Origin of the sequence: Streptomyces sp. NPDC002209 (assembly GCF_042890265.1) — a bacterium.
Taxonomy (GTDB): domain Bacteria; phylum Actinomycetota; class Actinomycetes; order Streptomycetales; family Streptomycetaceae; genus Streptomyces.
Genome location: NZ_JBIARX010000008.1, coordinates 302,049 through 322,769 on the forward strand (window position 1 = coordinate 302,049; position 20,721 = coordinate 322,769).

The window sequence follows — 20,721 nt, forward strand, 5'->3', positions numbered from 1 at the left end:
CAACCGGATTGACTCGTTCTTGCGTCCGGATACCGTGCACCGCTCTCCGGAAGGTGCGCCAACCGTCCGTTTCGCACGTGTCTGTCTCCTATCCGTTTGTCCGGATTTCGGGTTTTCGCCAGGTGGTGATGTTGTGAAAACGAGACCACTTAAGTGTGGTTTACGGTCTGGCGGTCCCTGAGGATGGCTCCATTGAGCTCGGGTCAATGGGTCACACGCTGTGGGGAGCGTCGACTCACGAGCACACACGATGGGGCCGGATTTCGCTGTCAGGGGTGTCAGCGAGGACCGGGTCCTTCACGTATCGACAGTGACTCCTGAGGAGGCAATTACCCATGCGCGGAGCAACGAGCGCCAAGTGGGTCGCGGGTGCCGTCATCGTGGCGATGGCCGCCACCGCATGCAGCACCAGCAAGGACTCGAACGCCGGGGGCAAGTCCGGCGGAAACATCACCGTGGTGCTCGGCGAGCCGCAGCACGGCCTGGTGGGTCAGAACACCGCCGAGTCCGAAGGTGCCGAGGTTCTCAACTCGCTCTTCACCGGCCTGGTGAAGTACGACAACAAGACCAACGAGCCGAAGCTCGCGGTCGCCGAGGCCATCGACACGACGGACTCGAAGACCTGGACGATCAAGCTCAAGGACGGCTACACCTTCCACAACGGTGAGAAGGTCGACGCCGCGTCCTTCGTCCGTGCCTGGAACTGGGGCGCCAACCAGGACAACGCGGCCGAGGGCCTGCCGTTCTTCTCGAAGATCGAGGGCTCCGAGGAGCTCGCGCCGGGCAAGGACAAGAAGCCCACGGCCAAGGAGCTCAAGGGCCTGAAGGTCGTCGACGAGAAGACCTTCACCGTCACCCTGAAGGACCCGTTCTCCCAGTTCAAGACCATGCTGGGCTACAACGCCTTCTACCCGCTGCCCAAGGCGTTCGAGGCCGACCCGAAGAAGTTCGGCGAGGCCCCGATCGGCAACGGTCCGTTCCAGATGGACGGCGCCTGGGAGCACAACAAGCAGATCAAGATCAAGAAGTACGACAAGTACCCGGCCGAGGGTCGCGCCAAGCTCGACGGCGTCACCTTCAAGATCTACGACAACCTGGACACGGCGTACAACGACCTGCGCGCCGACACCATCCAGATCGTCGACAAGCTCCCGATCTCGGCGATGGCCACCGTCTCCCAGGAGTTCGGCGACCGCTACATCTACAAGCCCGAGTCCGGCGTCGGCTACATCGGTCTCCCGCTGGAGCAGAACCCCGAGGCGTTCGGCAAGGTGGAGATCCGCAAGGCCATCTCCATGGCCATCGACCGGGACGCCATCGGCAAGACCATCTTCAACGGCACCCGCAAGCCGGCCGACGACTTCATCAGCCCGATCATCCCGGGCTACCGCAAGGGCGCGCTGGGCGAGGCCGGGACCTACAACCCGACCAAGGCCAAGGAGCTCTACACCCAGGCGGGCGGTGTTCCGGGCAACAAGATCGAGCTCGGCTACAACGCCGACGGCGGCCACAAGGAGTGGATCGAGGCTGTCGGCAACCAGCTGAAGGCGAACCTCGGCATCGAGGTCACCGCCAAGCCGTACGCCAAGTTCGGCGACATGCTGGACGACCTGGGTGCCTCGAAGTACAAGGGCGCCTTCCGCATGGCGTGGTCCATGGACTACCCGGCGGCGGAGAACTACCTCCGTCCGATCTTCTCGAAGGTCGCGATCGAGAACGGCTCCAACTACGGCCACTACCAGAACGACGCGTTCGAGGCGAAGCTCGCCGAGGCCGACAAGGCCACGGACGCCGCGCAGGGGCTGAAGCTGTACCAGGAAGCCGATGACATCATCATCAAGGACCTGCCGTACATCCCGGTCTTCACGTACATGTCTTCTTCGGCCTACTCCAAGACCGTGAAGAACGTCGAGGTCGACGCCCAGGGCCGCATGGACCTGGCGAACGTCGAGCTCAACTAACACCCCTCTTCACTAAGGGGATCCCGGGGGCGGGCAGGCGGAATCAGGTTTCCGTCTGCCCGCCCTTTCCCCCTGTTCTTCTGTTGGAGGTCTGATGGGCCGCTACCTCATCCGCCGACTCATACAGGCGATCCCTGTACTGATCGGTGCCACGTTCCTGATCTACGCGCTGACGTTCGCCATGCCGGGCGCTGACCCGATCCAGCTGCTCGCCGGCGAGAAGAAGGCAGACCCGCTCGTCACGGCGATGCTGCGCGCCAAGTACCACCTCGACGACCCGTTCCTGCTCCAGTACTGGAACTACATCACCGGTGTGTTCCAGGGCGACCTCGGTGAGACCCTCACCGGGCGCAAGGTGCTCGACCTGTTCTCCGAGGCGTTCCCCTACACGGTGAACCTGGCCCTCGTGGCCTTCGCCATCGAGGCCGTCGTCGGCGTGCTGGCCGGTGTCATGGCCGCCCTGCGCCGTGGCAAGTTCCTCGACCAGCTGGTGCTCATCTCCACGCTGATGGTCATCTCCATCCCCGTCTTCGTCACCGGCTTCGTGCTGCAGCTGACGCTCGGCGTGCAGATGAAGAACAACTGGGGCATCGACTTCTTCCCCGTCTCCTTCAACGAGAACGACGGGATCCGCGCCTACCTCCTGCCGGCGTTCGTCCTGGCCTCCACGTCCCTCGCGTACGTGGCCCGCCTGACGCGCACCAGCCTGATGGAGACGATGCGCGCGGACTACGTCCGCACCGCGACGGCGAAGGGCCTGCCCCGCCGCCGCGTCGTCATGAACCACGCGCTGCGCAACGCCCTCATCCCGATCATCACCTTCCTGGGCGCCGACCTCGGCTCCCTCATGGGTGGTGCGGTCATCACCGAGCGGATCTTCAACATCCACGGAGTCGGCGGCCTGCTCGCCCAGTCCGTGTACCTCAAGCAGGGTGCGGTCGTGGTCGGCGGCGTGACGATCCTCGTCTTCGTCTACCTGATCGGCAACCTGCTCGTGGACCTGCTCTACGCCGTGCTCGACCCGAGGATCCGCTATGCGTGACACAACTACGGTGGAGGACTCGATGACCGACACCCAGATCGCCGGAGCTCCCTCCGCCGGCGCCGGGGTCAAGGCCGGCGGAAAGAGGAAGAAGGACCGCGAGGCCAGCCTCTGGTCCGACGCCCTGAGCGACCTGCGCCGCAATCCGGTCTTCCTGATCGGTGCGTTCCTGGTCGTCTGCATGCTGGTCATCTCCGCGTTCCCGCAGTGGTTCACCGACGGCAGTCCGTTCGACAACACCGCGTGCACGCTGCAGAACTCGCTCAAGAAGCCGAGCGGGGACCACTGGTTCGGCTACGACATCCAGGGCTGCGACGTCTACACCCGTACGGTGTGGGCGGCCCGCAACTCGGTGATCGTCGGCATCGTCACCACCACGCTGGTGGTCGTCGTCGGCGGTGCCCTCGGCCTGCTGGCCGGCTGGGCCGGCGGCATCCTGGACAGCTTCCTGTCCCGCTTCACCGAGATCTTCTTCGCGATCCCGCTCCTGCTCGGCGGCATGCTGATCATGTCCGCCCTGCCGGGCAACGCCTGGACGGTCTCCCTGGTGCTCGCGATCCTCGGCTGGCCGCAGATCTTCCGCATCATGCGGTCCTCGGTGCTGCAGAACAAGAACAACGACTACGTGGTCGCCGCCCGCGCCCTCGGCGCCGGCACCCTGCGCATCACGATGCGGCACATCCTGCCGAACGCCATCGCCCCCGTCATCGTGGTCGGTGCGATCAGCCTGGGTGTGTACATCTCCGCCGAGGCGGCCCTGTCGTACCTCGGCATCGGTGTCCAGCCCCCGGAGATCTCCTGGGGCCTCATGGTCAGCGACGCGTCCGTCCGCTGGCTGCAGGCCCCGCACGTGCTCCTCTTCCCGGCCGCCGCGCTGAGCGTCACCGTGCTCGCGTTCATCATGGTCGGCGACGCGGTGCGCGACGCCCTCGACCCGAAGCTGCGCTGAGGAAGGGCGTACGTTGACCAACATCAGCAAGACCTCGACCGTCCCCGCGCCGCGCTCGGCGCCGGAGGGGACCCCCCTGCTCGAAGTGCGCGACCTGCACGTCGAGTTCCACACCCGCGACGGTGTCGCCAAGGCCGTCAACGGTGTCTCGTACTCCGTGAACGCCGGCGAGACCCTCGCGGTCCTCGGCGAGTCCGGCTCGGGCAAGTCCGTGACGGCGCAGGCCATCATGGGCATCCTCGACATGCCGCCCGGCAAGATCGCGGGCGGTGAGATCCTCTTCCAGGGCACGGACCTGCTCAAGCTCCCGGCCGAGGAGTACCGCAAGATCCGCGGTTCGAAGATCGCCATGATCTTCCAGGACGCGCTGTCCTCGCTGAACCCGGTGCACACCGTCGGCGCCCAGCTCGGCGAGATGTTCCGCGTCCACCGCGGGATGTCCAAGAAGGACGCCACGGCCAAGGCCGTCGAGCTCATGGACCGCGTGAAGATCCCCGCCGCCAAGGAGCGCGTGGGCGACTACCCGCACCAGTTCTCCGGCGGCATGCGCCAGCGCATCATGATCGCCATGGCGATGGCCCTCGAGCCGGACCTGATCATCGCCGACGAGCCGACCACGGCTCTCGACGTGACGGTCCAGGCCCAGGTCATGGACCTGCTCGCGGAGCTCCAGCGCGAGATGAACATGGGCCTGATCCTGATCACCCACGACCTCGGCGTCGTCGCCGACGTCGCGGACAAGATCGCCGTCATGTACGGCGGCCGGATCGTCGAGACCGCCCCGGTCCACGAGATCTACAGCCGCCCCGCGCACCCGTACACCCGCGGTCTGCTCGACTCGATCCCGCGCCTGGACCAGAAGGGCCAGGAGCTCTACGCGATCAAGGGCCTGCCGCCCAACCTGCTGAACATCCCGTCGGGCTGCGCCTTCAACCCGCGCTGCCCCAAGGCGCAGGACATCTGCCGCACCGACGTGCCGGTCCTGCACCCGGTGACCGAGCAGGACGGCACCGAGCTGCCCGGCCGCGGCAGCGCGTGCCACTTCTGGAAGGAGCAGATCCATGGCTGAGCTCACCAAGAACGCCACCGAGCGAGAGCCGATCCTCCAGGTCCGCAACCTGGTCAAGCACTTCCCGCTGACCCAGGGCATCCTGTTCAAGAAGCAGGTCGGCGCGGTCAAGGCGGTCGACGGGGTCTCCTTCGACCTGTACCGGGGCGAGACCCTCGGCATCGTCGGTGAGTCCGGCTGTGGCAAGTCCACCGTCGCCAAGCTGCTGATGAGCCTGGAGAAGGCCACCGCCGGCGAGGTCTTCTACAAGGGCCAGGACATCACCAAGCTGTCCGGCAAGGCCCTCAAGGCCGTCCGCCGCAACATCCAGATGGTGTTCCAGGACCCGTACACCTCGCTGAACCCGCGCATGACGGTCGGCGACATCATCGGGGAACCCTTCGACATCCACCCCGAGGTGGCCCCGAAGGGCGACCGGCGCCGCAAGGTCCAGGAACTCCTGGACGTCGTGGGCCTCAACCCGGAGTACATCAACCGCTACCCGCACCAGTTCTCCGGCGGCCAGCGCCAGCGCATCGGCATCGCCCGCGGCCTCGCGCTCAACCCGGAGATCATCATCTGCGACGAGCCGGTCTCCGCGCTCGACGTGTCGGTGCAGGCGCAGGTCATCAACCTGATGGAGAAGCTCCAGGACGAGTTCGACCTGTCCTACGTCTTCATCGCGCACGACCTGTCGATCGTCCGGCACATCTCGGACCGCGTCGGCGTCATGTACCTGGGCAAGATGGCCGAGATCGGCACCGACACCCAGATCTACGACCACCCGACGCACCCGTACACCCAGGCCCTGCTGTCGGCCGTCCCGGTTCCCGACCCGCAGGCCCGCGAGGGCCGCGAGCGGATCATCCTCACCGGTGACGTCCCCTCCCCGGCCAACCCGCCCTCGGGCTGCCGCTTCCGCACCCGCTGCTGGAAGGCCGAGGACCGCTGCGCCACGGAGGAGCCGCTGCTGGCGATCCCGACGCGCTTCCAGGGTGTGAACACCCCGGCCGCGCACGAGTCGGCGTGCCACTTCGCGGAGGAGAAGGCCATCCTGGCCGTCTGATCCCGCACCGCCGTACGCACGCAAGGGCGCCCGGACCGGATTCCTCCGGCCCGGGCGCCCTCGCGTGTGCGCCCCTGCACCCGCGTCGTCGCGTACGGCGGCGCACCGAAAGGGAGTTGCGGCCCCGCCGTGGCCGAGGGGACAGTGTCCGGATGGCCGAGACACCGTACGACCGCCGAGGCCGGCGCATGCGGGCCGTACGGCCCGCAGGGCCCGGGGACGCGTCCGACATCTGCGCCCTGCTCAACGCCGTCGACGTCTTGGAGATCGGCAGACCGGAGACCGACATCGAGGCCGTCGAGGCCGATCTCCACCACCCCGACGTCGACCTCGCGAAGGACTCCTGGCTGGCCTTCGAGGGCGGCCGGCTCGTCGCGTACGCCCTGGTGTGGACCGACTCCGGACCCGGCCGGGTCGACGCGGACCACTACGTCCTGCCCGGCCACCGCGAGGCCGCCGTCCGGCTGCTGGAGTTGCTGGAGGCCCGGGCCCGCGAGCTCGCCGCCGGTGCGCAGGAGGCCGTCCTGCGGCTCCAGCTCAACGTGAAGCCCACGCTCGACGCCGATCTGCTGCCCGGCCGCGGCTACCGCACCGTGCGCCGCCACCACGTGATGACCCGCGCCCTGGGCGGTCTCGGGGAAGCGGGGCACGCCCCCGCCCCGCCCGAGGGGCTCGCCCTGCGCGACTGCGCCGCCGACGAGGCCGACCGCCGCCGGGCCCACGCCCTGGTGGAGGAGACCTTCGCGGCCCACTTCGGCCATGTGGAGCGCCCGTACGAGGCGTGGCTCGACCACCTCGGCGCCCGCCGGCTCGACTGGTCGCTGGTCTGGATCGCGAGCCTGGCCGGCGAGGGCGACGTCGGCGTCCTGCTGACCCGCGACGACCGCACCGGCATGGGCTGGCTCAGCCACATCGGCGTCCGCGCGGACCTGCGCGGCCGCGGCATCGGCGGCTTCCTGCTCCGCCACGGCTTCGCCGCCTACGCGGCCCGCGGCCGGGACACCGTCGGCCTCGGCGTGGACGTCCACAACGAGACCGGCGCCCTCGCGCTCTACGAGGCGCACGGCATGGGCCTGCACTACGCCGTCGACACGTGGGAGCTGCCTTTGCACCCGCAGGGGTGACAGGCGGGAGACGCGAGGGTGCAATCGGCCCAACCGTGAGTGCTCGGGCTCCCACATAGGGTGACATGGGCCCCAAGTGAGTCTTGGGAGCCATAGGAGGCACTCCATGCGCGGAGCCACCCACGCCAAGTGGGCCGCATGTGCGGTGGCCGTCGCCCTCGCGGCGACGGCCTGCGGCGGCGGCGACAGCGGCGGTGGAGGCGGCGGCGACACCGGAATCGTCAGCTCCTCGTGGGGTGACCCGCAGAACCCGCTGGAGCCCGCCAACACCAACGAGGTGCAGGGCGGCAAGGTCCTCGACATGCTCTTCCGGGGCCTCAAGCGGTACGACCCGAAGACCGGCCAGGCCGACAACATGCTCGCCGAGAAGATCGAGACCACCGACAGCCAGCACTTCACCGTCACGCTGAAGGACGGCTGGAAGTTCAGCAACGACGAGCCGGTCACCGCGCAGTCCTTCGTGGACGCCTGGAACTACGGCGCGGACGTGCGCAACAAGCAGAACAACGCGCCGTTCTTCTCCGACATCGTCGGCTACGACGACGTCCACCCGGCGTCCGGCGAGCCCAAGGCCAAGACGATGTCAGGGCTGGTGGTCAAGGACCCCAAGACGTTCACGGTCGCCCTGAAGAACAAGTTCTCCACGTGGCCCGAGACCCTCGGCTACCAGGCCTTCTCCCCGCTGCCCAAGGCCTTCTTCACCGACCACGCCGGCTGGCTGAACAAGCCGATCGGCAACGGCCCGTACACGGTGGACTCGTACACCAAGGGCACCGGCATGAAGCTGCGCGCCTGGGCCGGCTACCCGGGCGACGACAAGGCGCAGAACGGCGGAGTCGACCTGAAGGTCTACACCGACAACAACACCGCCTACACGGACCTGATCTCCGGCAACCTCGACCTCGTCGACGACGTCCCCGCGCAGCAGCTGAAGAACGTCAAGAACGACCTCGGCGACCGGTACATCAACCAGCCGGCCCTCATCATCCAGACCCTCACCTTCCCGCTGTACGACCCGCAGTGGAACAAGGAGGGCATGGAGAACGTCCGCCGCGGCATCTCCATGGCGATCAACCGCGACGAGATCACCAAGCAGATCTTCCGCGAGACCCGCACCCCGGCCAAGGACTGGACCTCCCCGGCCCTCGGCGAGAAGGGCGGCTTCAACGCCACGCTCTGCGGCGACGCCTGCAAGTACGACCCGGCCGCGGCCAAGAAGCTCATCCAGGACGCCGGGGGGCTCCCCGGCGGCAAGGTCACGCTGACGTCCAACGTGGACACCGGCTCGCACCGCGACTGGATGGACGCCGTCTGCAACAGCATCAACAACGCGCTCGGCGAGGGACCGGTCTGCACGGTCAACCCCATCGGCACCTTCGCCGACTTCCGCAACCAGCAGAGCTCCTTCAAGCTGACCGGCCCCTTCCGCTCCGGCTGGCAGGCCGACTACCCGCTGATCCAGAACTTCCTCCAGCCGCTCTACTACACCGGCGCCTCCTCCAACTACGGGAAGTTCAGCAACCCGGAGTTCGACAAGCTCGTCGACGAGGCCAACCAGGAGAGCGACGCGGCCAAGGCCATCGCGAAGTTCCAGGACTCCGAGAAGATCCTCGCCGCGCAGATGCCGTCCATCCCGCTCTGGTACCAGAACGGCAGCGCCGGCTACGCCGAGCGGCTCACCGACGTGGCGCTCAACCAGTTCAGCGTCCCCGTCTACAACGAGATCAAGGTCAGCTGACCCTCCGTCGGATCGATCCTGGAGCAGTCCATGGGACGTTATGTGATCCGGCGGCTGCTCCAGATGATCCCGGTGTTCATCGGCAGCACGTTCCTGATCTTCTTCATGGTGTACGCGCTCGGCGACCCGGTCGCCGCCCTCTTCGGCGACAAGGCACCCGACCCCGCCACCGCCGCGCGCATCCGCAAGGACCTCTACCTCGACCGCCCCCTGTGGGAGCAGTACCTCCACTACATGGGCCAGATCTTCCAGGGCGACTTCGGCACGGCCTTCAACGGGCAGCCCGTCACCGAGCTCATGGCCTCGGCCTTCCCCGTCACCCTGCGCCTGACCCTCGTCGCGATCTTCTTCGAGATCGTCATCGGCATCACCCTCGGGGTGATCAGCGGCCTGCGCCGCGGCAAGTCCGTCGACACCACCGTGCTGGTGCTCACCCTCGTCGTCATCTCCGTGCCGACCTTCGTGACCGGCTATCTGCTCCAGTACCTGTTCGGCGTCAAATGGGGCTGGGTCCGGCCCACCGTCTCCCCGGACGCCCCCCTCAACGAGCTGATCCTGCCCGGCATCGTGCTCGCACTGGTCTCCCTCGCCTACGTCACCCGGCTCTCGCGCACCTCCATCGCCGAGAACGTCAAGGCCGACTACGTGCGCACCGCCGTCGCGAAGGGCCTGCCGCGCCGCCGGGTCGTCACCCGCCACCTGCTGCGCAACTCGCTCATCCCCGTCGTCACCTTCATCGGCACCGACATCGGCGCCCTGATGGGCGGCGCCATCGTCACCGAGCGGATCTTCAACATCCACGGCGTCGGGTACCAGCTCTACCAGGGCATCCTGCGCAACAACTCCCCGACGGTCGTCGGCTTCGTGACCATCCTCGTCATCGTGTTCCTGCTGGCGAACCTGCTCGTCGACCTGCTCTACGCGGTCCTGGACCCGAGGATCCGTTATGCCTGAGCGCAACGAGCCCGTCTTCGACCCGCTGCAGCCCGGAGCGGGGGAGGCCATCGCGCCCACCGGCCAGGGAGGGCCCATAGACCTCGCGATCGAGGAGGCCGAGAGCCTCGAGAAGAAGCTGGGCGACGCGCCCACCGGCCCGGGCGAGAAGGCCCGCTCGCTGTGGTCCGACGCCTGGCACCAGCTGCGGCGCAACCCCGTCTTCGTCATCTCCTCGCTGATGATCCTGTTCCTCGTGATCATCTCGATCTGGCCGCAGCTCATCGCCAGCGGCGACCCGCTGCAGTGCGACCTGTCCAAGTCCCAGCAGGGCTCCGCCCCCGGCCACCCGTTCGGCTACGACACCCAGGGCTGCGACGTCTACACCCGCACCGTCTACGGGGCCCGCGCCTCCATCACCGTCGGAGTCTGCGCCACCCTGGGCGCCGCCCTGCTCGGCTCGGTGCTCGGCGGGCTGGCCGGGTTCTTCGGCGGCTGGGGCGACTCGCTGCTCTCCCGGGTCGCGGACATCTTCTTCGGCATCCCCGTGGTCCTCGGCGGCCTGGTCTTCCTGTCCGTGGTCACCAGCACCACCGTCTGGCCGGTCGTCGGCTTCATCGTGCTCCTCGGCTGGCCGCAGATCGCCCGCATCGGCCGCGGCTCCGTCATCACCGCCAAACACAACGACTACGTCCAGGCCGCCCGGGCCCTCGGCGCCGGCAACGGCCGCATGCTGCTCCGGCACGTCGCGCCGAACGCCATCGCGCCCGTCATCGTCGTCGCCACCATCGCGCTGGGCACCTACATCGCCCTGGAGGCCACCCTGTCCTTCCTCGGCGTCGGCCTGCGCCCGCCCACCGTCTCCTGGGGCATCGACATCTCCAACGCGGCCTCGCAGATCCGCAACGCCCCGCACATGCTGCTCTGGCCGGCGGGCGCGCTGAGCCTGACCGTGCTCGCGTTCATCATGCTCGGCGACGCGGTGCGCGACGCCCTCGACCCCAAGCTGCGCTGAGGAGTGGGCACATGCTGCTCGAAGTCCGCGACCTCCATGTGGAGTTCCGTACGCGGGACGGAGTCGCCAAGGCCGTCAACGGCGTCAACTACTCGGTGGACGAGGGCGAGACGCTCGCCGTGCTCGGCGAGTCCGGCTCGGGCAAGTCCGTGACCGCCCAGGCCGTGATGGGCATCCTCGACGTGCCGCCCGGCAAGATCGCGGGCGGCGAGATCCTCTTCAAGGGCAAGGACCTGCTGAAGATCAAGGAGGAGGAGCGGCGGAAGATCCGCGGCGCCGAGATGGCGATGATCTTCCAGGACGCCCTGTCCTCGCTGAACCCGGTGCTCAGCGTCGGCGCCCAGCTCGGCGAGATGTACGAGGTCCACCGCGGGATGTCCCGCAAGGACGCCAAGGCCAAGGCCGTCGAGCTGATGGACCGGGTGAAGATCCCGGCGGCGCGGGAGCGCGTGGGGGACTACCCGCACCAGTTCTCGGGCGGCATGCGCCAGCGCATCATGATCGCGATGGCGCTGGCCCTGGAGCCCTCCCTGATCATCGCGGACGAGCCGACGACGGCACTGGACGTCACCGTCCAGGCCCAGGTGATGGACCTGCTGGCCGAGCTCCAGCGCGAGCTCAACATGGGGCTCATCCTCATCACCCACGACCTCGGCGTGGTCGCCGACGTCGCCGACAAGATCGCCGTCATGTACGCCGGCCGGATCGTCGAGGCGGCCCCCGTCCACGAGATCTATGCCGCGCCCGCGCACCCGTACACCCGCGGTCTGCTCGACTCGATCCCGCGCCTGGACCAGAAGGGCCAGGAGCTCTACGCGATCAAGGGCCTGCCGCCCAACCTGCTGGCCATCCCGCCGGGCTGCGCCTTCAACCCGCGCTGCCCGATGGCGCAGGCGGTCTGCCGCACCGACGTCCCGCCGCTCGCGCCCGCCGGCCCGGACCGCTCGAGCGCGTGCTTCTTCTGGAAGGAGTGCCTCGGTGGCTGAGCCCATCCTGGAGGTCAGGGACCTCGTCAAGCACTACCCGCTGACCCGGGGCATCCTCTTCAAGAGGCAGGTCGGTGCCGTCAAGGCGGTCGACGGGGTCTCCTTCGGCCTGGCCCGGGGCGAAACCCTCGGCATCGTCGGCGAGTCCGGCTGCGGCAAGTCCACGGTCGCCAAGATGCTGGTCAACCTGGAACGCCCGACGGCCGGTGCCATCTCGTACAAGGGCGAGGACATCACCAGGCTGTCCGGCAAGGCCCTCAAGGCCGTCCGCCGCAACATCCAGATGGTGTTCCAGGACCCGTACACCTCGCTGAACCCGCGCATGACGGTCGGCGACATCATCGGGGAGCCGTACGACATCCACCCCGAGGTGGCCCCGAAGGGCGACCGGCGCCGCAAGGTCCAGGAGCTCCTGGACGTGGTCGGGCTCAACCCGGAGTACATCAACCGCTACCCGCACCAGTTCTCCGGCGGCCAGCGCCAGCGCATCGGCATCGCCCGCGGCCTCGCCCTGCAGCCGGAGGTCATCGTGGCCGACGAGCCGGTCTCCGCGCTCGACGTCTCGGTCCAGGCCCAGGTGATCAACCTCCTGGACCGCCTCCAGAACGAGTTCGACCTGTCGTACGTCTTCATCGCGCACGACCTCTCGATCGTGCGGCACATCTCCGACCGGGTCGGCGTCATGTACCTGGGCCGGGTGGTGGAGATCGGCACCGACACCCAGATCTACGACCACCCCACCCACCCCTACACCCAGGCCCTGCTGTCGGCCGTGCCCGTCCCGGACCCGCAGGCGCGCGCCCACCGCGAGCGGATCATCCTGACCGGCGACGTGCCCTCCCCGGCCAACCCGCCCTCGGGCTGCCCGTTCCGCACCCGCTGCTGGAAGGCGCAGCAGCGCTGCACGGACGAGGTCCCGCTGCTGGCCGTCCCCGAGGCCTTCCCGTCCGGCCCGGCGGCCCACCCCTCGGCCTGCCACTTCGCGGCGGAGAAACAGGTCGTCCCGGCCCCGGACGAGCGACCCCCGCCTCCCGCCGCGCCGGACCCGCCGGCGACGGAATGAGCGGCCCGGCCCCGAGGGGCGAAATCCGGCCACCCCGCGCGGATTCGCTCCGTCAGGGCCGCTTTCCCGCCAACGCGGTTTACACGTAGGCAACTTGACCGTTTCTGTCCCGAGATCTGAGGCGTGCAGCCTGGGTCCCGTGCGGCCGTGCGGGTGCCGACAGCCGGCCGGGGAGGCGTACAGGCTCCCCGGCCGGCCTCCCCCGTGACCCTGCGCATGCGCGGCGTGCGCCCCTCGTGCTGCCGGAATTCGATCGATGCGCTGGTACGGATAGTTATGATCCGTAGCGCACGGTGGGTATGACTCCGCCGAGCACTGAGTACGAGTACGCGTACCGATGTCCGCTCGACGTGGAGGTGAAACGCCGTGGCACTCTCGATCTCGGCCGTGGTGCTGCTGGCGATCGTCGTCTTCCTACTGGTCCGCCGGTCGGGCCTGAAGGCGGGACACGCCGTCGTCTGTGTGCTCCTCGGGTTCTATCTGGCGAGTTCGACCATCGCGCCGACCCTCAGCCAGCTGACCACGAACGTGGCCAGCATGATCAGTGGGCTCAAGTTGTAGGCGGGTCCTCGTAGTCTTGGCCCCATGAACGGTCTTCCCGCCCGTCGGCTTCTCCTCGTGCACGCGCACCCGGACGACGAGTCGATCAACAACGGCGTCACCATGGCCAAGTACGCGGCCGAGGGTGCCCACGTCGTCCTCGTGACCTGCACCCTCGGCGAGGAGGGCGAGGTCATCCCGCCCGGGCTCGCCCACCTGGCGCCCGACCGCGACGACACCCTGGGTGCCCACCGCATCGGCGAGCTCGCCGCCGCCATGGCGGAACTGGGCGTCACCGACCACCGGTTCCTCGGCGGCCCCGGCCGCTTCCGGGACTCCGGGATGATGGGCGCCGAGCAGAACCGCCGGCCCGGCTCCTTCTGGTCCGCCGACGTGGACGAGGCCGCCGCCCACCTGGTCGAGGTCGTCCGGGAGGTCCGCCCGCAGGTGCTCGTCACCTACGACCCCGACGGCGGCTACGGGCACCCCGACCACATCCAGGCCCACCGGGTCGCCATGCGCGGCGCGGAGCTGGCCGCGGAGGTCACGTACCGCCGCGACCTCGGCGACCCGTGGGAGATCGGGAAGATCTACTGGAACCGGGTCCCGCGCTCGGTGGTCGAGGAGGGCTTCGCCCGGCTGAAGGCCGCGGGGGCCAAGGCGCCCTTCCCGGGGCTCGCTTCGCCGGACGACGTGCCCGGTGTCGTCGCCGACGGGCGGATCACCGCCGAGATCGGTGGCGACGAGGCGTTCGTGGCGGCCAAGACGGCCGCGATGCGCGCCCACGCCACCCAGATCGCCGTGGAGGGGCCCTTCTTCGCGCTCTCCAACGACCTCGCGCAGCCGCTGTTCGCCCGCGAGTACTACGAACTGGTCGCGGGCCGGCCGGGCGCACCGGCGGGCGAGCGCGAGCACGACCTGTTCGCGGGGGTGCAGGCATGACCGGGACCCTGACGCCCGCGCGGATCGCCGTCCTGCTCGGCCTGTTGGTGGCGGGAGTGCTGACCGGCATCGCCGGCTGGCTCGTCGTGGACCTGTGGTTCCCCGGCGGGCTGCTGCTGGCACTGCTGGCGCTCTTCGGGCTGTTCGCCGGCGGCCGGATCGCCGTCGGGACCGGGCTCGGGGTGGGCGCCGCAGTGGTCGGCTGGTTCCTCGCGTACGTGCTGCTCGGCGTCCCGCGCCCCGAGGGGGACTTCCTGCTCGGTTCGTCCGGAATCGGTATGTACGCCTACCTTTTGGGCGGGACGGTGCTGGCTGTGATGTGTGCCACGCTGCGCGGCCCGTTCGAGGGACCGGTTTCGGCCGCGCAGTCCGGCAAGTGACGTGCCGTTGAACTCCGTCGAGGTGCGCGTTCAGGGGGGTTGGGCCGGGGCTCCCGGGCTGCTCGGAAGGGCTCTGGAGGGGTCGAAGGGGAACCCCTGATTCCCCTAGGACAGTTGCGTGAGGGCGACGGCCAGTATGGTGGTCGGGCCGCCGAGCTGCCCGCGCACGGTATGACGGGCGGCGGAGCCAACCGGGAGAACCTGCCTTGAGTCGTGAAACCGACAGTTCGTCCTCCGGGCCCCAGGGGCGCGGTGGAGCCGCTTACCCCTCGGGTACACCGCCGTACGGAACCGGCCAGTACCCGTCCATGCCCGTGCCGTCCGGGCCCGGCGCGGCGACTGCCTCGGAGGAGAACTCTGTGACCTCGAACCCGTCCACGCCCGACACCGACGGGCCGAAGACCGAGACCACCCTGACGACCCGGATCCGGATCAACATCCCCGGTTCCCGGCCGATCCCGCCGGTGGTCGTACGCAAGCCGGTGGCGGCCGCCGCCGCCGAGCCGGAGCCCGAGGCCGAGCCCGTCGCCGAGCAGGCCGCGGCGGAGCCCGCGCCGGCCGCCGAGCCGGAGGAGGCGACCAGCAACTGGTTCGCCCCCCGCAAGTCGGCCGCTGCGGCGCCCGCACCGGCCCCGGCGCTGCCGACCCGTACCCCGGCCGCCGCGGGCCCCGCGCCCGCGCTGCCCGGCCGCACGCCGGCCGGCCCCGCCCCGCTGCCGACCCGTACCCCGGCGCCGCCCGCCGGCGGAGCCCCGGGCGCCGCGGTGTCCGGCTTCGCCCCGGGTGCCCCCGGTGCCCCCGGCCCCGCGGGCCCCCGTACGGGAGCCCCGGCCGGCCCCCGCTTCGACACGCCCGCCCACGGCTTCGCCCCGGCGCCCGCTCCGGCCGGCCCCGGCTACGGACCGGGTGGCCCCGGCCCCGACGCGCCCCTCGCGCCCCGGCGGCCCGGCGGCCCCGGCGTCGGCACGCCCCCGGGCCTCCCCGGCTACGGCGGCGGCGACGGCGGACCCGCCACCGAGCCGTTCCCCGCGTACGGCGGCCCGGCGGGCCCCACGGGCCCCGGCGCCCCCGCGGGCCCCACCGGCGGCCCCGCGCTCGGCACCGTCCCGCTCGGCGAAGAGGCCCCCCGCTGGCCCGGACCGGAGCTGGACGAGCCGTTCCCGCCGATCCCCACCCCGACCCCGGTCCCCGCCCCGGCGCGGCCGAAGCCGGCCGCCGCCACGCCGACCAAGATCAAGAAGGGCCGCTCCAAGCTGGTCCTCGTCGGCGGCGGCCTCATCGCCCTGCTCGGCGTGGCCTACGGCGCCGGGCTGCTGCTGAACCACTCCGACGTCCCCAAGGGCACCACCGTCCTCGGCGTCGACATCAGCGGCAGCCGCGACGAGGCCGTCGGCAAGCTCCAGACGGCGTTCGGCAACCGCGCCGCGGCCCCGCTCACACTCACCGTCGGCGGCAAGCCGGTCGAGCTCAAGCCCGAGAAGGCCGGCCTGAGCCTGGACGCCCAGACCACCGTCCGCAACGCGGCGGGCAGCGACTACAACCCCGTCACGGTCATCGGCTCGCTCCTCGGCAACGAGCGCATCGCGGACCCCGTGATGCCGATCGACGAGGAGAAGCTCCAGGTCGCGCTCCAGGAGCTGGCCGCAACCGCCGGCACCGCCACCGAGGGCACCATCAAGTTCGACACGGGCAAGGCCGTGGCCGTCCCCGGCAAGCCCGGCTCCACCCTGGACGCGGACGCCTCCGCCGAGCTGGTCAAGAAGGCCTTCCGCGACATGGTCGCCACCGGCAAGTCGGCCCCCGTCGAACTCCCCGTCGCCACCAAGAACCCCGTCATCGACCAGGCCGAACTGGACCGGGTCATGAAGGAGTTCGCGGAGCCCGCGATGTCCGCCCCCGCCACGGTCAAGGCCGGCGCCAAGTCCATCCCCTTCGGGGCCAAGTCCCTGCCCAAGATCCTCAGCATGCAGGTCGTGGACGGGCACCTGGTCGAGAAGTACGACCTGGAAGCGCTCAAGGCGACGTACGGGAACACCTTCGACGGCGTCCTGATCACGCGCGGCACGGGCGAGAAGACCGCGGTCACCCCGCAGGACGTCGCCGGCGCCCTCGGCACGGCCCTGCGCGGCAAGACCACGGCCGAGCGGACCGCCACCATCAACACCAACCCCAACTAGCCGCCAGGCTGCACAGAGCCCCCGTCCGGCCCCCGGGCGGGGGCTCCGCCGTGCCCGCCGCCGCGTCCGCCGCAGGCCCCGCCACCGGGCGCGGCCGGGCCGTCATGCCGACCGCATGACATCTGTCATCCACCGTTCACGACCGCAGACACTGCCGCGCGCACCCCCGTACGCGGGAATCTTCGGTCATGACGACGACGACCCCGGCGCACACCACCGCCGCACAGGACACCGGACCCGGCGCCGGCCCCGTGGTGGCCTTCCACGACGTGACCAAGAACTACGGCGCGGTCCGCGCGGTCGACGGCCTCTCCCTCGAACTCCACCCCGGCGAGACCGTCGCCCTGCTTGGCCCCAACGGCGCCGGCAAGTCCTCCACCCTCGACCTGCTGCTGGGCCTGCGCCCCGCCGACTCCGGCACCGTCCGCCTCTTCGGCACCACCCCGCGCGAGGCCATCGCGGCCGGCCGGGTCGGCGCGATGCTGCAGAGCGGCGGCCTGATGGAGGACGTGACCGTACGGGAGGTCGTCGCCCTCGGCTGCGCCCTGCACCCCCGCCCCCACCCGGTCGAGGAGGTCCTCGGCCGCGCCGGGATCACCGAGATCGCCGGCCGCATGGTCAACAAGCTCTCCGGCGGCCAGGAGCAGCGCGTCCGCTTCGCCCTCGCCACCGCGGGACACAACGACCTGATCGTCCTCGACGAGCCGACCACCGGCATGGACGTCACCTCCCGGCAGGCCTTCTGGGCCACGATGCGCGAGCAGGCGGCCCAGGGCCGCACCGTCCTGTTCGCCACCCACTACCTGGAAGAGGCCGACGCGATCGCCGACCGGGTCCTGGTCCTCAACAAGGGCCGGCTGCTCGCCGACGGCACCGCCGCCGAGATCAAGGCCAAGGCCGGTGCCCGCCGGATCGCCTTCGACCTCGCCGGGGACGCCCCGGTGGACGAGGCCGCGCTGCGCGCCCTGCCGCACCTGACGGGCTACGAGCGAAACGGCGACACGGTCAGGCTCCAGTCGCGCGACGCCGACGCCACCGTCCACGCCGTCTACGCCCTGGGGCTCTACCCCCGGAACCTGGAAGTCGCCGGGCTGGGCCTGGAGCAGGCCTTCATCGCCCTCACCGAGGCCGAGGAGGCCAAGTAATGCCGACCACCGGAACGCTCCAGCTCATCAAGCTCGAGATCAGCCGCGCCCTGCGCAACAAGAAGTACCTGTTCTTCACCGTCCTCTACCCGGCCGCGCTGTTCCTGATGCTCGGCGGAACCCTGGACGGCACCACGAAGGTCATGGGCACCGAACTGACCATGCCCGCCTTCTACATGGTCGCCATGGCCTCCTTCGGCGCCCTGACCGCCGTCCTGATGGGCAACAGCGAGCGCATCGCCAAGGAGCGCGAGAAGGGCTGGGTCCGCCAGCTCCGGCTGACCGCCCTGCCCGGCCGCGGCTACGTCCTGGGCAAGACCGCCAGCGCCGGCGTGCTCTCCCTGCCGGCCATCCTCGTGGTGTTCGCGGTCGCCGCGGGCGTCAAGGGCGTCCGGTTCGAGGCCTGGCAGTGGCTCGCCCTCACCGGTTCCATCTGGGCCGGCAGCCTGGTCTTCGCCGCCCTCGGCGTGGCGATCGGCTACCTCGCGAGCGGGGACACCGTCCGCCCGATCACGATGCTGTTCTACTTCGGCCTCTCGATCCTCGGCGGCCTGTGGATGCCGACCGGCAACTTCCCGCAGTGGCTGCAGAACATCTGCGAATGGCTGCCGACCCGGGCGTACGCGGGCCTCGGCCAGGCCATCGAGCTCGGGGGCGCACCGCACCTGAAGGACGTGGCGATCCTGGCGGTGTACTTCGTACTCTTCACCGGTGCCGCCGCCTGGCTGTACCGCAAGGACTCGCTGAAGGCATGACGGGTGTGACGAGCGTGATGGGTGCGACGGGGGCGACCGGTGCGACCGAGCCGATGACCGAAGCCGGCATGACGGGAGCGAAGGGCGGTTCCCGGATCGGGCTGCGCCCCGGGAACCGCCGGGAGAAGATCGTGAAGTCGCTGTGGATCGGCGTCTGGCTGTTCTACCTCAGCGCCCCCGTCACCGACCTGGTCCGCGGGGGACACGGTCTCGGGCCCCGGCTGCTCGGCGGCCTGGGCCTCGCGGCCTTCGTCGCCTGGTACCTGGTCCTGGTCTTCCGTACCGCCCGGCAGACCGAGGTGCGGCGCGTGCTGCTCTCGGTGGCGGTCCTCTCCGCGCAGGCCACGATCCTGTCGCTGACCCTGGGCCGCGAATGGCTCGTCCTGTTCGTGTACGTGGCGATCGCCTCCGGCGCCGCGCTGCCGGGGGAGATCTCCCGCTTCACGGTGCCGGGCGCCACCGCCCTGCTCGCGATGACGGCCTTCGCGGTGCCCGGCGGCGACGCATACCTGGCCGGGCTGCTGATCCCGGCCCTGATGGGCGGGTTCGCGATGGTCGGCATCCGCGCGATGATCCGCACGACGATGGAACTGCGCGAGGCGCGGGCCACGGTGGCGCAGCTCGCGGCGAACGAGGAGCGCCTGAGGATGGCCCGCGACCTGCACGACCTCCTCGGCCACTCGCTGTCCCTGATCACGCTCAAGAGCGAGCTGGCGGGGCGGATGCTGCCCGGCAGTCCCGAGCAGGCGGCCCGGCAGGTCGCCGACATCGAGCAGGTCAGCCGGCAGGCGCTGGTCGACGTACGGGAGGCCGTGAGCGGCTACCGGCGGGCGACCCTGCCGGGCGAACTGGCCGGCGCGCGGACCGCGCTGACGGCGGCGGGCGTACGGGCGGACCTCCCGGCGGAGCCGGTGGAGGACCTCCCCGAGGAGGTGGAGTCGGCACTGGCCTGGTCGCTCCGGGAAGCCGTGACCAACGTGGTCCGGCACAGCGGGGCGCAGCGGTGCACGGTCCGGCTGGCGACCCTCCAGACCCTGGCCGGACCGGTGGTGGAGCTGTCGGTCGCGGACGACGGCGCGGGCGGCCCCTCGGCCGCGGGCAACGGCCTGACGGGCCTGACGGAACGCCTCGAGGCGGTCGGCGGCACCCTGTCGGCCGGCCAGACGGGCAAGAAGGGCTTCCGCCTGCTGGCCCGCGTCCCCCTGGGACGGCACGGCCTAGGATCGGGATCATGAGCGAACGCCCCATTCGGATCCTCCTGGCGGAGGACCAGTCCATGGTCCGCGAAGCCCTCGCGGCCCTCCTCGGACTGGAGCCGGACATCGAGGTGCTGGCCCAAGTCGCCCGCGGCGACGAGGTGGTGACGGCGGCCCGGGCGCACGACGTGAACGTCGCGCTGCTCGACATAGAGATGCCCGGCATGACGGGCATCGAGGCGGCGGAGGCCCTGCGGACCGCCGTCCCGGACCTCAAGATCGTCGTCCTGACGACCTTCGGACGCCCCGGCTACCTGCGCGGCGCGATGGAGGCGGGGGCCTCGGCGTTCCTGGTCAAGGACGCCCCGGCGGCGCAGCTCGCGGAGGCGGTGCGCAAGGTCCTGGCGGGCGAGCGCGTCATCGACCCCACCCTGGCGGCGGCGGCCCTGGCGGAGGGCGCGAACCCGCTGACCGACCGGGAACGGGAGGTGCTGCGCGCCGCCGAGGGCGGCGCGACGAACGCCGAGCTGGCGGCCCGGCTCCACCTGTCCCAGGGCACGGTCCGCAACTACCTCTCGACGGCGATCCAGAAACTCGCCTCCCGCAACCGCGCGGAAGCGGTCCGCACGGCCCGCGAAAAGGGCTGGCTGTAGCCGATCCG

At 70.2% G+C, this 20,721-nt stretch carries 19 protein-coding genes; all 19 read left to right on the plus strand.

Annotated elements, in window-relative coordinates; all coding sequences use genetic code 11:
• Positions 1-335 precede the first annotated feature (335 nt).
• Positions 336-1,961, plus strand: a complete 1,626-nt coding sequence (locus ACFYXK_RS18780) for an ABC transporter substrate-binding protein (RefSeq protein ID WP_389412085.1) — start codon at positions 336-338, stop codon at positions 1,959-1,961.
• A gap of 94 nt (positions 1,962-2,055) precedes the next feature.
• Positions 2,056-3,003, plus strand: a complete 948-nt coding sequence (locus tag ACFYXK_RS18785) for an ABC transporter permease (protein WP_383504895.1) — start codon at positions 2,056-2,058, stop codon at positions 3,001-3,003.
• The gene (locus ACFYXK_RS18790; protein ID WP_389412086.1) at positions 2,996-3,952 is read left to right on the plus strand and encodes an ABC transporter permease; all 957 of its coding nucleotides are present in this window, start codon (positions 2,996-2,998) and stop codon (positions 3,950-3,952) included. The genes ACFYXK_RS18785 and ACFYXK_RS18790 overlap by 8 nt, the downstream gene beginning before the upstream one ends.
• Before the next feature lie 13 nt (positions 3,953-3,965).
• Positions 3,966-5,021, plus strand: a complete 1,056-nt coding sequence (locus ACFYXK_RS18795; RefSeq protein WP_383504888.1) for an ABC transporter ATP-binding protein — start codon at positions 3,966-3,968, stop codon at positions 5,019-5,021.
• A complete protein-coding gene (locus ACFYXK_RS18800; RefSeq protein WP_383504885.1) occupies positions 5,014-6,066 on the plus strand; it encodes an ABC transporter ATP-binding protein in 1,053 nt (350 codons plus the stop codon). The genes ACFYXK_RS18795 and ACFYXK_RS18800 overlap by 8 nt, the downstream gene beginning before the upstream one ends.
• Before the next feature lie 152 nt (positions 6,067-6,218).
• Positions 6,219-7,190 (plus strand): GNAT family N-acetyltransferase, encoded by a 972-nt coding sequence (locus ACFYXK_RS18805; protein ID WP_389412087.1) that lies wholly within the window; start codon positions 6,219-6,221, stop codon positions 7,188-7,190.
• 106 nt (positions 7,191-7,296) lie between these two features.
• Positions 7,297-8,928, plus strand: a complete 1,632-nt coding sequence (locus ACFYXK_RS18810) for an ABC transporter substrate-binding protein (protein ID WP_389412088.1) — start codon at positions 7,297-7,299, stop codon at positions 8,926-8,928.
• A gap of 30 nt (positions 8,929-8,958) precedes the next feature.
• Positions 8,959-9,882 (plus strand): ABC transporter permease, encoded by a 924-nt coding sequence (locus ACFYXK_RS18815; RefSeq protein WP_030016603.1) that lies wholly within the window; start codon positions 8,959-8,961, stop codon positions 9,880-9,882.
• Positions 9,875-10,876 (plus strand): ABC transporter permease, encoded by a 1,002-nt coding sequence (locus tag ACFYXK_RS18820; protein WP_389412089.1) that lies wholly within the window; start codon positions 9,875-9,877, stop codon positions 10,874-10,876. The genes ACFYXK_RS18815 and ACFYXK_RS18820 overlap by 8 nt, the downstream gene beginning before the upstream one ends.
• An 11-nt stretch (positions 10,877-10,887) precedes the next feature.
• Entirely contained in the window at positions 10,888-11,862 is a 975-nt protein-coding gene (locus ACFYXK_RS18825; RefSeq protein WP_389412090.1) for an ABC transporter ATP-binding protein, read from the plus strand.
• Positions 11,855-12,925 carry an ABC transporter ATP-binding protein gene (locus ACFYXK_RS18830; protein ID WP_389412091.1) on the plus strand — a complete coding sequence of 357 codons (1,071 nt, stop codon included), beginning with the start codon at positions 11,855-11,857 and terminating at the stop codon, positions 12,923-12,925. Before ACFYXK_RS18825 ends, ACFYXK_RS18830 begins: the two co-directional genes overlap by 8 nt.
• 366 nt (positions 12,926-13,291) lie before the next feature.
• Positions 13,292-13,486: a hypothetical protein gene (locus ACFYXK_RS18835; RefSeq protein ID WP_030291103.1), complete on the plus strand. Its 195-nt coding sequence runs from the start codon at positions 13,292-13,294 to the stop codon at positions 13,484-13,486.
• A 24-nt stretch (positions 13,487-13,510) separates the two neighbouring features.
• Positions 13,511-14,407, plus strand: a complete 897-nt coding sequence (gene mshB / locus ACFYXK_RS18840) for an N-acetyl-1-D-myo-inositol-2-amino-2-deoxy-alpha-D-glucopyranoside deacetylase (RefSeq protein WP_389412092.1) — start codon at positions 13,511-13,513, stop codon at positions 14,405-14,407.
• The gene (locus tag ACFYXK_RS18845) at positions 14,404-14,787 is read left to right on the plus strand and encodes a DUF6113 family protein (protein ID WP_389412093.1); all 384 of its coding nucleotides are present in this window, start codon (positions 14,404-14,406) and stop codon (positions 14,785-14,787) included. The genes mshB and ACFYXK_RS18845 overlap by 4 nt, the downstream gene beginning before the upstream one ends.
• Before the next feature lie 359 nt (positions 14,788-15,146).
• A complete protein-coding gene (locus tag ACFYXK_RS18850) occupies positions 15,147-16,964 on the plus strand; it encodes a peptidoglycan binding domain-containing protein (RefSeq protein ID WP_389412094.1) in 1,818 nt (605 codons plus the stop codon).
• A gap of 188 nt (positions 16,965-17,152) precedes the next feature.
• Positions 17,153-18,109: an ABC transporter ATP-binding protein gene (locus ACFYXK_RS18855; RefSeq protein ID WP_389412095.1), complete on the plus strand. Its 957-nt coding sequence runs from the start codon at positions 17,153-17,155 to the stop codon at positions 18,107-18,109.
• Positions 18,109-18,864: an ABC transporter permease gene (locus ACFYXK_RS18860; protein ID WP_389412096.1), complete on the plus strand. Its 756-nt coding sequence runs from the start codon at positions 18,109-18,111 to the stop codon at positions 18,862-18,864. The genes ACFYXK_RS18855 and ACFYXK_RS18860 overlap by 1 nt, the downstream gene beginning before the upstream one ends.
• Positions 18,865-18,932: 68 nt before the next feature.
• Positions 18,933-20,099, plus strand: a complete 1,167-nt coding sequence (locus tag ACFYXK_RS18865) for a sensor histidine kinase (protein WP_389412121.1) — start codon at positions 18,933-18,935, stop codon at positions 20,097-20,099.
• Positions 20,096-20,713, plus strand: coding sequence for a response regulator transcription factor (locus tag ACFYXK_RS18870; RefSeq protein WP_389412097.1), 618 nt, complete (start codon positions 20,096-20,098; stop codon positions 20,711-20,713). Before ACFYXK_RS18865 ends, ACFYXK_RS18870 begins: the two co-directional genes overlap by 4 nt.
• Positions 20,714-20,721: the final 8 nt, after the last annotated feature.